The sequence below is a fragment of the Achromobacter pestifer genome (genome assembly GCF_902859625.1).
Classification (GTDB): Bacteria; Pseudomonadota; Gammaproteobacteria; order Burkholderiales; family Burkholderiaceae_B; genus Achromobacter; species Achromobacter pestifer.
The window spans coordinates 186,391-198,808 of sequence record NZ_CADIJX010000005.1 but is presented as its reverse complement, the minus strand read 5'-3'; the positions used below and the strand labels follow the sequence as shown (position 1 = coordinate 198,808).

8 protein-coding genes are annotated in these 12,418 nt (G+C 64.7%); 2 read left to right on the top strand and 6 right to left on the bottom strand.

Annotated features, from left to right (window positions below; all coding sequences use genetic code 11):
• The first annotated feature begins 68 nt into the window (after positions 1 to 68).
• The gene (locus HV753_RS20070) at positions 69 to 992 is read left to right on the top strand and encodes a LysR family transcriptional regulator (protein ID WP_246288334.1); all 924 of its coding nucleotides are present in this window, start codon (positions 69 to 71) and stop codon (positions 990 to 992) included.
• Here HV753_RS20070 and HV753_RS20065 read toward each other — a convergent pair.
• From HV753_RS20065 to mdeB, 4 genes are all read right to left on the bottom strand, one after another.
• Complete coding sequence (locus HV753_RS20065) at positions 982 to 1,434, bottom strand: DUF2214 family protein (RefSeq protein WP_175176356.1); 453 nt, start codon at positions 1,432 to 1,434, stop codon at positions 982 to 984. The genes HV753_RS20070 and HV753_RS20065 overlap by 11 nt on opposite strands.
• Positions 1,435 to 1,610: 176 nt before the next feature.
• Complete coding sequence (locus HV753_RS20060; RefSeq protein WP_175176355.1) at positions 1,611 to 3,908, bottom strand: NADP-dependent malic enzyme; 2,298 nt, start codon at positions 3,906 to 3,908, stop codon at positions 1,611 to 1,613.
• Positions 3,909 to 3,929: 21 nt separating this feature from the next.
• Complete coding sequence (locus HV753_RS20055; protein ID WP_175176354.1) at positions 3,930 to 4,148, bottom strand: hypothetical protein; 219 nt, start codon at positions 4,146 to 4,148, stop codon at positions 3,930 to 3,932.
• Between the two features lie 298 nt (positions 4,149 to 4,446).
• On the bottom strand, positions 4,447 to 7,134 hold the full coding sequence (gene mdeB / locus HV753_RS20050; protein ID WP_175176353.1) for an alpha-ketoglutarate dehydrogenase: 2,688 nt from the start codon (positions 7,132 to 7,134) through the stop codon (positions 4,447 to 4,449).
• A gap of 220 nt (positions 7,135 to 7,354) precedes the next feature.
• Between mdeB and HV753_RS20045 the strand changes: the two genes are divergently transcribed.
• Entirely contained in the window at positions 7,355 to 9,430 is a 2,076-nt protein-coding gene (locus tag HV753_RS20045) for an OPT family oligopeptide transporter (RefSeq protein ID WP_175176352.1), read from the top strand.
• A gap of 53 nt (positions 9,431 to 9,483) precedes the next feature.
• Here the strand turns inward: HV753_RS20045 and HV753_RS20040 are convergent, their stop codons facing one another.
• Entirely contained in the window at positions 9,484 to 10,989 is a 1,506-nt protein-coding gene (locus HV753_RS20040; protein ID WP_175176351.1) for a nucleobase:cation symporter-2 family protein, read from the bottom strand.
• A 197-nt stretch (positions 10,990 to 11,186) separates the two neighbouring features.
• Positions 11,187 to 12,416 carry a M20 family metallopeptidase gene (locus tag HV753_RS20035; protein ID WP_175176680.1) on the bottom strand — a complete coding sequence of 410 codons (1,230 nt, stop codon included), beginning with the start codon at positions 12,414 to 12,416 and terminating at the stop codon, positions 11,187 to 11,189.
• Positions 12,417 to 12,418: the final 2 nt, after the last annotated feature.

Below are 12,418 nucleotides of genomic sequence, written 5' to 3'. Positions count from 1 at the left end.
ACAATGCGCCGTGCCGGTGGTGTTTGACGCCGGCCGAATTGTTTGGGAGTGACCGGCATGAGATGTCCATGAGAAGCCTGCACAGCATGGAGCTGTTTGCAGAGGTGGCCAAGGCGCGCAGCTTCAGCCGCGCCGCCGATGTGCTGGGCTTGCCGAAATCGACGCTGTCGCGTCGCGTGGCGGAGCTGGAGCGCTCGGTGGGCCTGAGTCTGTTGAATCGCAGCACCCGCAAGGTCGAGCTGACCGGCGCGGGCGAGCTGTACCTGGAGCGCTGCCTGCGCATCGTCGAAGAGGCGCAGGTTGCGCACGAGGAGTTGCAGGCGCTGACCGCCAAGCCCTCGGGCTTGCTGCGCGTCAACATGCCGGCCACGTTTGCGACGGATGTGATGGCCGAGATATTCCTGGGATTCGCGCGGCGTCATCCGGATGTGGCCTTTCATGTGAATCTGGCCAGCCTGGCGCACGCCGACCAGGTTGCCGAACCGTGCGATCTGACGATCAAGATCGGCGATATGCCGGATTCGTCCCTGATCGCCCGATGCCTGGGCTCGCTGAGCGTGCATCTGTATGCGTCGCAAGCCTATCTCGCGGCCCATGGCTCGCCTTTGCTGCCCGCGGATCTGACGAAGCACGAATGCATTGGCTTTCGGACGCTGGCCAGCGCAGCGCCCGCACGCTGGCCCATGGTGCGTGGCACGGAGCAGATCACCATCGCGCCCGCCAGCCGCTTTTCCGTGAATGATGCCAGCATGGCGCGACGCCTGGCCATGCTGGGGGCGGGGATTGCCGCGCTGGGCGGCGACCACACCGAGCTCGAGCACGCGGGGTGCCTGCGTCGCGTGTTGCCTGAATGGAGCCTGGGCCCGTTTCCCGTTCACGTGGTGACGGAAACGCGGCTGCTGCCCGCGCGGGCCCGCTTGTTTGTTGACTACCTGGTCGCGCACCTGGCGCAGGGCTGGCCCGCGCCGGCCATTGATCGCCTTACATGCTGATGTGGCGCGCCATCAGGACGGCGAACAGGGGCAGGAAGATGAACAGGTGCGACTCGATCATGACCCAGCGGCGCACGCGCTTGATCTCGGCCGCGGCCGGTACGAAGCCCGCCTGCTGACGCGACTGCTTCGCCCAGCGCAGGATGGTGAGCGTGGGCGGGATCGAACAGAGCGCGATGATGACGAACAGCGTGATCTTGGCGTGGAACCACGGCGTGCTCATGTAGAAGGCGGCGCCCTTGACGCCGAGCGTCAGGCGCAGCACGCCGGTGATCAGCACCAGGATGGCGCTGAGGCCATAGAGACGGTCATAGATGATCAGCCGTTTCACGCCGTTGGCGGTGAGGTCGGGGCGCAGCAGCACGGCTTGGGCGGTCATGATCACCACCATGACAAAGATGGCCAGGTAGTGGAACCAGGCGTAGAGGGCATCTGCCAGCATGTCGTCTCCAGGGAAAAGTTCAAGCTCGGTTGTACCATCAGCGCCACGGCTGCGGGGTGTCGCGAAATGACGCAGGCGCCCCTGGGATGCAGGGCGTGGCCAGAGACGCGGCTTGATGCCGCCAAAAGAAAACGGGCGCCCCGCAAGGCGCCCGTCGTGTTACAGCGGGACGGCGATCAACGGCGCTGCTTGGCGGCGTCGGCGGCTTCCTGCTGTGCGTCCACGACGGCCAGGGCCGTCATGTTGACGATGCGGCGCACGGTGGCGCTGGTGGTCAGGATGTGCACGGGACGCGCGGCGCCCAGCAGGATCGGACCCATCGCGACGCCATTGCTGCCCGTCATCTTCAGCATGTTGTACGTGATGTTGCCGGTGTCCAGGTTCGGCATGACCAGCAGGTTGGCGCGACCCTTGAGCGTGCTGTCCGGGTAGGCCAGTACACGGATCTTTTCCGACAAGGCGGCGTCGGCGTGCATTTCGCCGTCCACTTCCAGGTCAGGGGCACGATCCTGCACCAGCTTGCTGGCAGCGGCCATCTTGCGCGACGATTCCGTCACGCGGCTGCCGAAGTTGGAGTGCGACAGCAGCGCAATTTTCGGCACCACGCCAAAGCGCAGCATTTCGTCCGCGGCCTGGATGGTGATGTTGGCCACTTCTTCCGCCGTCGGGTTTTCATTGACGTGGGTGTCGGTGACGAACAGCGTCTGGTCGGGCAGCATCAGCACGTTCAGGGCGGCGTACGTCTGGCCTTCCTTCTTGCCAATGATCTCGTCGACGTACTTGAGCTGGTTGTCGTACTTGCTGGCCACGCCGCACAGCAGCGCGTCGGCATCGCCGCGACGCAGCAGCATCGCGCCGATCAGCGTGTTGTGCTTGCGGATCATCGCCTTGGCGATGGCCGGCGTCACGCCTTCGCGGCCCTTCAACTGGTAGTAGGCGGTCCAGGTTTCGTTGAAGCGGTTGTCGTCTTCCGGGTCCACGATCTCGAAGTGCTCGCCAGCGACCAGGCGCAGGCCGGCCTTGGTGATGCGCATTTCGATCACGGACGGGCGGCCGATCAGGATCGGGCGAGCCAGCTTTTCGTCAACCACCGTTTGCACGGCGCGCAGGACGCGCTCGTCTTCGCCGTCAGCGTAGATGACGCGCTTGGGCGCCTTCTTGGCCTGGGCGAACAACGGACGCATCAGTTGGCCCGAGTGGTACACGAAGCCCATCAGCTTCTGGCGGTAGGCCTCGATGTCCTCGATGGGGCGGGCGGCCACGCCGGAGTCGGCGGCGGCTTGCGCCACGGCCGGCGCGATCTGGAAGATCAGGCGCGGGTCGAACGGCTTCGGGATGATGTAGTCAGGGCCGAACGACAGTTCCTGGCCAGCGTAGGCGCGGGCCACTTCATCGTTTTGCTCGGCTTGCGCCAGATCGGCAATGGCTTTCACGCAGGCCAGCTTCATTTCTTCCGTGATGCGCGAAGCGCCGGCATCCATGGCGCCGCGGAAAATGAAGGGGAAGCACAGCACGTTGTTGACCTGGTTCGGGTAGTCCGAACGGCCGGTGGCGATGATGCAATCCGGGCGGGCTGCCTTGGCGACTTCCGGACGGATTTCCGGTTCCGGGTTGGCCAGCGCCAGGATCAGCGGGCGGTCGGCCATGGTCTTGACCATGTCGCCGGTCATGACGCCGGCGGTGGAGCAACCCAGGAACACGTCGGCGCCATTGACCACGTCGGCCAGCGTGCGCGCGTCGGTCTTCTGCGCGTAGCGCTTCTTGTTGGCTTCCATGTTTTCATCGCGGCCGTCCCAGATCACGCCACGGGAGTCCACCACGAAGATGTTCTCGCGCTTGACGCCCAGGTGAACCAGCAAGTCCAGGCAAGCGATGGCGGCGGCGCCTGCGCCCGAGCAAGCCAGCTTGACCGAGCCGATGTCCTTGTTCACGACCTTCAGGCCGTTCAGGATGGCGGCCGACGAGATGATGGCGGTGCCGTGCTGGTCGTCATGGAAGACGGGGATCTTCATGCGCTCGCGCAGCTTCTTCTCGATGTAGAAGCACTCGGGCGCCTTGATGTCTTCCAGATTGACGCCGCCCAGCGTGGGTTCCAGCGCCGCGATGATGTCAACCAGCTTGTCGGGATCGTTCTCGGCCAGTTCGATGTCGAACACGTCGATGCCCGCGAACTTCTTGAACAGGCAGCCCTTGCCTTCCATGACCGGCTTGGCGGCCAGCGGGCCGATGTTGCCCAGCCCCAGGACGGCGGTGCCGTTGGTGATCACACCCACCAGGTTGCCACGCGACGTGTACTTCGACGCGGCGTCCTCGCCCTGGTCGAAAATGGCCATGCAAGCAGCGGCCACGCCGGGGGAGTAGGCCAGGGACAGGTCGTCCTGGTTGGCCAACGTCTTGGTCGGGACGACCGAGATTTTGCCGGGGGTGGGATAGGCGTGGTAATCCAACGCCATTTTGGTAAGAGTTTCGTCCATGGGATCGGGGCCTCTGAGGCACTAACTGAAAAAGAAAACGGGATGGCAAACGGCGGGCTCGCGGCCCGCCGGTTTCTTTGCGAAATGCTTAGGGAACACCCGTATTTCACCAGAAAGCGCGGGCGCTTGGTTGTTGCGGTGCAGCGAATACTCGGTTTTGATCAAAAACCAGCTGAAATCGCCGATCCCCGACGGCGGGCATGACGGGAACGTAGATCGCCGATCCTCGACGGCGGGCATGACGGGAACGTAAATCGCCGATCCTCGACGGCGAGCATGACGGGAACGTAAATCGCCGATCCCCGACGGCGGGCATGATGGGTACGTAGATCGCCGATCCTCGAACACGAGCATGGTTGGAACGTAGGATGGGTGTAGCGCGAGAGATCGATGCCAAGAAACCCGATCTCAAGCGCGCGCAACCCATCAAGCAGCGGTGATTTCCTGGCGGATTCAGCCACAACGCAACCGCTGCTTGATGGGTTGCGCGCGCTGGGGGCCGGCGTTCTTGCTTTAGGACTCTCGCGCTACACCCATCCTACAGTTCCCAGGGTGGGGTTTGTCTGGTGCGGGTGTTCAGGGATTGGCGCAGCGTGTCGGCGTCGGCTTGGCGGCCCAGGCTGTCCAGCGCGTACAGCGTGATCCAGTCGGCGCTGACTTCAAAGAAGTCGCGCAACTGGGCGCGGGTGTCGCTGCGTCCGAAGCCATCGGTGCCCAAGGTGCGGTAGGGGGCGGGCACCCAGGCGCGGATCTGCTCGGGCACGGCGCGCACGTAGTCGGTGGCGGCAATGACGGGCGCGTTGCTGTCGCCCAGGCAGGTGCGGACCCAGTCTTCGCCGCCGCCTGCCGTCAAGCCCAGCACGCGGGCGCGTTCGGCTTCGCGGCCGTCGCGGGCCAGCTCGGAAAAGCTGGTGACGCTCCAGACCTCGGCGTCCACCCCGTACCGATCGCGCAGGCGGTCGGCCGCCATTTCCGCTTCGCGCAGCATCGGGCCTGCGCCCAGCAGGCGCACCTGGGCTTGCCCGTGGGCCGCGCGCAATCGGTACATCCCGCGCAGGATGCCGTCGCGCACGCCCGCGTGGGTGGGCATGTCGGGTTGCGCCAGGTTTTCGTTGGTGACCGTCAGATAGAAGAATTCGTCGCGCTGTTCGTCCAGCATGCGGCGCATGCCGTGTTCAACCAGGACGGCAACCTCGAAGGCGTACGCCGGGTCGTAGGCGCGGCAGTTGGGCACGGCGGCGGCCATGATGTGGCTGGAGCCATCCTGGTGTTGCAGCCCTTCGCCGCCCAGCGTGGTGCGGCCGGACGTGGCGCCGATCAGGAAGCCCCGGGTGCGTTGGTCCGCGGCGGCCCAGATCAGGTCGCCGATGCGCTGGAAGCCGAACATCGAGTAATAGATATAGAAGGGCAGCATCGGCAGGCCGTTGACCGAATAGCTGGTGCCGGCCGCGGTCCAAGACGAAATCGCGCCCGCCTCGGTGATGCCTTCCTCCAGGATCTGGCCGTCGCGGGCTTCGCGGTAGTACAGCACCGAGCCGATATCCTCGGGTTCGTACAGTTGGCCTTGCGCCGAATAGATGCCGATCTGACGGAACAGATTGGCCATGCCGAATGTGCGCGCTTCGTCCGCCACGATGGGAACAATGCGTGAACCAATGGTGGCGTCCTTGAGCAGCGCGGTCAGCATGCGCACGATAGCCATCGTCGACGACATTTCCTTGCCGTCGGCGGCCAGCGCGAAGCGCGCCCAATGTTCGGCGTCCGGCGGCGTCAGGCGCGGAGCCTGCATGTTGCGGCGAGGGATGTGGCCGCCCAGCGCCGCGCGGCGCGCTTGCAGATGACGCAGCTCGGCACTGTCTTCGGCGGGCCGGTAGAACTTGAGCGCCAGGCAGTCGGCGTCCGAGATCGGCAGCGCGAAGCGGTCGCGGAAGGCCAGCAAGGCCTCGTCGTCCAGCTTCTTCTGCTGGTGCGTCGTCATCTTGCCTTGGCCGGCCGTGCCCATGCCGAAGCCTTTCTTGGTCTGCGCCAGAATCACCGTGGGCTGGCCCTGATGCCGCGCCGCCCGATGGTAGGCGGCGTGGATCTTCACCATATCGTGGCCGCCGCGATGCAGGCGGTCGATGGCTTCGTCTGTCCAATCGGCCACCAGCGCGGCCAGTTCGGGATTCTGGTTGAAGAAGTGGGCGCGGTTGAAGGCGCCGTCATTGGCGGCGAAGGTCTGGAATTGCCCGTCCACGGTATTGGCGAAGGCGCGGGCCAGCGCGCCGCCCGTGTCGCGACGAAGCAGGGCGTCCCAATCGCTGCCCCAGACCAGCTTGATCACGTTCCAGCCGGCGCCCGCGTACAGGGTTTCCAGTTCGTCGATGATGCGGCCATTGCCGCGCACGGGGCCGTCCAGCCGTTGCAGGTTGCAGTTGACGACGAAGACCAGGTTGTCGAGCTTCTCGCGTGCGGCCAGCGTCAGCGCGGCGATGGATTCGGGCTCATCCATTTCACCATCGCCGAAAATGCCCCAGACCTTGCGGTCGCCGCCGGGCACCAGGGAACGATGTTCCAGGTAACGCATGAAGCGCGCCTGATAGATGGCATTGATGGGACCGATGCCCATCGAGCCGGTGGGGAACTGCCAGAAGTCCGGCATCAGCCACGGGTGGGGGTAGGACGACAAGCCACGCAGTCCGGCCGCCGTTGCCGTGATTTCCTGCCGGAAGTGCGCCAGGTCGTTTTCGCCCAGGAAGCCTTCCAGATAGGCGCGCGCATACACGCCGGGCGCCGAGTGGGGCTGCATGTAGACCAGGTCGCCCGGGCCGTCGGCCGACTGCGCACGGAAAAAATGGTTGAAGCCCACTTCAAACAGGTCGGCCGCTGAGGCGTAGCTGGCGATGTGTCCGCCCAGTTCGCCATGCGCCTGGTTGGCGCGCACCACCATGGCCAGCGCGTTCCAGCGGTTGATGCGCGCGATGCGCTCTTCCACCGCCAGGTTGCCGGGAAAGGGGGGCTCCTGGTCGGTCGGGATTGTGTTCAGGTAGGCGGTGCGGGTCTGGCTGTTGGCGCGCAGGCCCAGGGACGCGGCATGCCCCAGCAGGTTGTCCAGCACATAGCCAGCGCGGCCGGCGCCTTCAGCCTCGATCAACGACTGCAAGGCATCGCGCCACTCGGCGGTTTCCGAAGGATCGGCGTCATGCCTGTCGTCTTTTCCGGGGGTGGGGTGGCTGGCGTCGCGCATAGTGGGGTTGTCTCCTGTTATCGCTCAATGCTAGACCTGTGTCGAAGGCATGAGTGATCAAAATATAGGGAGGATGCACCGGGTTTCAGCATAATATTTTGCAGGGGTTTCCATTGTCGGCAGCATCTGCCGTCTGGCGGCATTTACGGGTGGTGACCACTGGGTGGACGGCGAAGCGCTAGAATGCGCGGTTTAGCAAAATTCACAACGGGAGACTTCAATGACTCAACCCGTCAGCGTCCCGGCAAACGTTACCCTTCCGGAACTTACCTTCCGCGGCGTCTTGCTCGGCGCACTGATCACCGTGATCTTCACGGCTTCCAACGTCTTCCTGGGGCTGAAAGTCGGCCTGACGTTTTCATCCGCGATTCCGGCTGCGGTGATTTCGATGTCGGTGCTGCGTCTGTTCAAGGACGCGAACATTCTTGAAAACAATATGGTGCAGACGCAGGCTTCCGCAGCCGGCACGCTGTCGTCCATCATCTTCATCTTGCCCGCGCTGGTCATGATGGGGCACTGGCAGGGCTTTCCGTTCTGGCAGACGCTGGGCATCTGCGCGGCCGGCGGGATGTTGGGCGTGATGTTCACCATTCCGCTGCGTCACGTGATGGTGGTGCAAAGCGATCTGCCGTATCCGGAAGGCGTGGCGGCAGCCGAGATTCTGCGGGTGGGCAGCGCCGAACGCGCGCAGGACGCCGCGGAAGACGAGACGGCAGAAAACGCGGCACAGGGTACGGCACGCGGCTCGGCCAAGCCGGCGACCGGCATGGGCGACATTGTGACGGGCGGCGTGATTGCCGCGGTGGTCAGCTTTGCGGCCAGCGGCCTGCGGGTGCTGGGTGACAGCGTCAGCGGCTGGTTCGCGTTGGGCGGCGCGGTGTTCCGCCTGCCAATGGGATTTTCGCTGGCGCTGCTTGGTGCGGGCTACTTGATCGGTATTGTCGCGGGCCTGGCCATGCTGATCGGCCTGATCATTTCCTGGGGCATCGCGGTGCCCATCCTGACCGCAATGGGCGATATGCCCACTGGCCAGTCCCTGGCGCAATACGCCACCGGCTTGTGGTCGTCGCAGGTGCGATTCATTGGCGCTGGCGTGATCGGCGTGGGAGCGATCTGGACGCTGGCGACCTTGTTCATGCCGATGGCGCGTGGCGTCAAGGCGTCGTTCTCGGCGCTGACCAAGGCGGGCGCCGCCCGGGCCGGACAGGCACCGCGCACCGAGCGGGATCTGTCCGCCGGCTGGATTTCCATTGTCACGCTGATCTTGGTGGTGATCCTGGTGATCACCTTCCAGGTGTTTCTGTCGGGTGCGCCACTGTCGGCCAGCGGCATTTGGAAGCTGGTGGCCTACGCTGTGCTGTTCGCTTTCGTGTTCGGCTTCCTGGTGGCTGCGGCTTGCGGCTACATGGCGGGGCTGGTGGGGTCGTCGACCAGCCCGATCTCGGGCGTGGGTATCGTGGCCATCGTGCTGGTGTCGTTGTTGATGCTGACCTTGGGCGGTGAATTGCTGGGGGCGCAGAACGGCGTGCAGATGGCAATCGCGCTGTCGATCTTCAGCACGTCGGCGGTGGTGGCTGTGGCCTCGATTTCCAACGACAACCTGCAAGACCTGAAGACGGGTTGGCTGGTGGGCGCCACGCCGTGGCGCCAGCAGGTAGCCTTGCTGATCGGTTGCGTGGTGGGTGCGGCAGTGATTTCGCCGGTGCTGGAACTGCTGTACAACGCCTACGGCTTCGCGGATGCGATGCCGCGCGAAGGCATGGACCCGGGCCAGGCCCTGTCCGCCCCGCAGGCCACGCTCATGCTGGCAATCGCCCGCGGCATTTTCACGCATCAGTTGAACTGGACCATGATCCTGATCGGCATGGCCGTGGGCGTGGGCCTGATCGTGGTGGATGAAATCCTGAAGCGTACCTGCCAGGTGGCTCGGATTCCGGTGCTGGCCGTGGGGATCGGCATCTACCTGCCGCCCACCGTGGCCGCGCCCATCGTGGCCGGCGCGCTGTTGGCATGGCTGCTTGAGCGGGCCTTGCGCCGCCGCGCGGCCGCCGCTGGCAAACCTTACGAACAATACGCGGATGCGCCGAACCGCCGTGGCGTGTTGATCGCGTCCGGCCTGATCGTGGGCGAAAGCCTGGTGGGCGTGCTGATGGCCGCCATCATCGGCGGAGCGGGCACGGATGCGCCCCTGGCAATCGCGGGGGAGGCTTTCGCGTCCACCGCGTCGTACCTGGGGCTGGCGGTCTTTGTGTTGGTGGCGGTGCTGTTCTGGCGCCGCGTGATGCGGTTGGCGTAATGGCTGAGCCATGGGCGGGCCCGCGCGTTGGCGGCCCGGCCGTGGCGGACATCCTAATGCTCTTCGGCCTGTAGTGCTGCCGTGATGATGGCGCGCTTGTCGTGCTTGGCTCCATTCAGGAACAAATTGAGCAGCACGGCCGTTAGCGAGGCCAGCAAAATCCCCGATTCGATCAGGGTATGTAGTGATTGCGGCATCCACTGCTTGAAGTGGGGCGCGATCAGCGGCACCATGCCGACCCCGATCGACACGGCTACGATCATCGAATTGTGGCGATTGCCCTTGAAATCCACGCCGGACAGAATGCGGATGCCGGTTGCCGTGACCATGCCGAACATCACGATGCCTGCACCGCCCAGCACCACGGTGGGCAGGGACTCCACCAGCGCGGCCATTTTGGGCAGCAGGCCCAGCACCAGCAGGATGAGGCCACCTGCCACACAGACGTAGCGGCTCTTGACGCCGGTCACCGCGACCAGGCCGACGTTTTGCGAAAAACTGGTGTACGGAAAAGTGTTGAAAATGCCGCCGAGCAAGGTGCCCAGGCCATCGGTGCGCAAGCCGCGCGCCAAGTTCTCCTGCTTGATCTCACGGCCGGTCATTTCACCAAGAGCCAGGAACATGCCGGTGGATTCGATCATCACCACCACCATGATCAGCGACATGCTCAAGATCATCATGGGATCGAATTTCGGCATGCCGAAGTGGAACGGCAGCACGATATCGAACCAGTCGGCTTGGCCGATCTTCTCGAACGTCATGATGCCGGTCGCGGACGCCACGATGGCCCCGATCACGATGCCTAGCAGCACGGAAATGTTGGCGATGAAGCCGCGGGTGTACTTGACCATCAGCAAGATGGATGCGAGGACCAGCGCCGCGATGCCGAGGCCGGACAAATCCGCGTACCTGGGGTTCGGCACCGACGGCATGATGGCAAAGCCCTGGGGCACGGGCGGGATGGCGCTGCCCGGCGAGGTGACATCCGCCAGCCACTGGGCATAGGCCGGGTCGACGATGGCGGGAGCGGTGGGGCCGAAAGGATTGCCGAAGATCCAGTTGATGCCCACGCGCATCAGCGTGATGCCGATGACGGTAATGATGGTGCCCGTCACGACGGGCGGAAAGAAGCGCAGCATCCGGCTGATCATCGGGGCGATCAGGATGGAGACCATGCCGGCGCCGATGATGGTGCCGAACAGCAACTGCGCCCCCGCCGCGCCGGGGTTGGCGTTGGCGATCGCCACCATGGGGGCGACCGACGCGAACGTGACGCCCATCATGACGGGCAGCTTGATGCCGAACCACTGCGTGGCGCCCAAGGTCTGGATGAGCGTCACGATGCCGCAACAAAACAAATCCGCCGAGATCAGCATGGCCACTTCGTCGGGCGACAGATTCAGCGCGCGGCCAACGATCAGGGGCACCGCGACCGCGCCGGCATACATCACGAGCACATGCTGCAGGCCCAAGGCCGCTAGCTTGCCGGAAGGCAGGCGCTGGTCGACGGGATGAGTATCTTGCGGCGCGCGAGAGGGCGCGGACGATGCTGCCTGCATGGCGAAAGTCTCCTGGCGGAGTGAGATGTCGGTCGGGGAAATCCTGAAAAGCGTTTTGTGTACGAGGAATGTATACAGACGGATCGGGTATTCGGAATAGAGGAAAACCCGGGCTAAATGTTGTCGGGTTCGCGCGAATTAGGGGCGGCCGGGCCGCCAGGCATGGCGCGCGGTGGCTGCGCCATGCCTCGCCGTCATCAGACTGGCTTGAGCAGATCAGCCAGCGTGCGCGCGATAACCTTGGTGGCGCGGCGCAGGTCTTCCAGCACGACCCGTTCGTCGTTGCGCTTGGCATGGGATTCCAGCACGGTGCGCGGACCCGCGCCGTAAATCACGCCAGGGATGCCCGCTTCGCCGTACAGCCGCACGTCGGTGTAAAGCGGGGTGCCCATGGCGGGGATGGGTTCTCCGAAGAGCTCCTCGCCATGTTTCTGGATGGCGCTGACCAGCGGTTGGTTGCCGGCCAGCGGGCGCATCGAATTGGCCAGCAGCAGGCGTTTGATCTCGATGGTGATGCCGGGCGTGGCCGCCGCCGCGTCCTGGATGATCTGGCGGATATTGGCTTCGACTTCGGTGGCGTTTTCCTCGGGGATCATGCGGCGGTCCAGCTTGAAGCTGACCTTGCCCGGCACGACGTTGGTATTGGTGCCGCCTTCAATGCGGCCGACATTCAGGTACGGGTGCGTGATGCCCGGCACGTCGGACGTCACCTGCTGGTACAGGGCGTTTTGCGCGTACAGCGCATTCAGGATCTTGACCGCGCCTTGCAGCGCATCCACGCCGGTGGACGGAATGGCGGCGTGCGCCATCTTGCCGTGTACCGTCACTTCCATTTGCAGGCAGCCGTTGTGGGCGGTCACGACCTCATAGCTGAAGCCGGCGGCGATCATCAGGTCGGGCTTGGTCAGGCCCTGGGACAGCAGCCAGCCGGGGCCGAGTAGTCCGCCGAATTCCTCGTCGTAGGTGAAATGCAGTTCGACGGCGCCATGAGTGGGGCGGGCCACGGCTTCCAGTGCGCGCACGGCGAAGGTGAAACTGGCGAAGTCGCTCTTGCTGACGGCGGCGGCGCGGCCGTACAGGCTGCCGTCTTCGATCTCGGCGCCATAAGGGTCATGTTGCCAGCCGTCGCCGGGCGGCACCACGTCGCCGTGAGCATTGAGGGCAATGCGGCGGCCTGGGCCGTATTCGCGCCGGACGATCAGGTTGGTGATGGATTCCAGGCCGTAGTCCTTGACCTGTTGCGCGGGCACCGCGTGGGCTTCGGCATTGAAACCGAAGTCTTGCAGCAGTTCCGCGGTGCGCACGGCGTGCGGGGCGTTGTTGCCGGGGGGCGTGTCCGTGGGGACGCGCACCAGCGATTGCAGGAAGCGGACTTCCTCGTCAAAGTGGGCGTCCACCCAGGCGTCGAGTCGAGCGTAATCGGTCATGG

Coding starts and splice junctions, on each gene's coding strand:
- HV753_RS20070 (WP_246288334.1), top strand. CDS start 69: ATGAGAAGCCTGCACAGCATGGAGCTGTTTGCAGAGGTGGCCAAGGCG.
- HV753_RS20065 (WP_175176356.1), bottom strand. CDS start 1,434: ATGCTGGCAGATGCCCTCTACGCCTGGTTCCACTACCTGGCCATCTTT.
- HV753_RS20060 (WP_175176355.1), bottom strand. CDS start 3,908: ATGGACGAAACTCTTACCAAAATGGCGTTGGATTACCACGCCTATCCC.
- HV753_RS20055 (WP_175176354.1), bottom strand. CDS start 4,148: ATGCCCGCCGTCGAGGATCGGCGATCTACGTTCCCGTCATGCCCGCCG.
- mdeB (WP_175176353.1), bottom strand. CDS start 7,134: ATGCGCGACGCCAGCCACCCCACCCCCGGAAAAGACGACAGGCATGAC.
- HV753_RS20045 (WP_175176352.1), top strand. CDS start 7,355: ATGACTCAACCCGTCAGCGTCCCGGCAAACGTTACCCTTCCGGAACTT.
- HV753_RS20040 (WP_175176351.1), bottom strand. CDS start 10,989: ATGCAGGCAGCATCGTCCGCGCCCTCTCGCGCGCCGCAAGATACTCAT.
- HV753_RS20035 (WP_175176680.1), bottom strand. CDS start 12,416: ATGACCGATTACGCTCGACTCGACGCCTGGGTGGACGCCCACTTTGAC.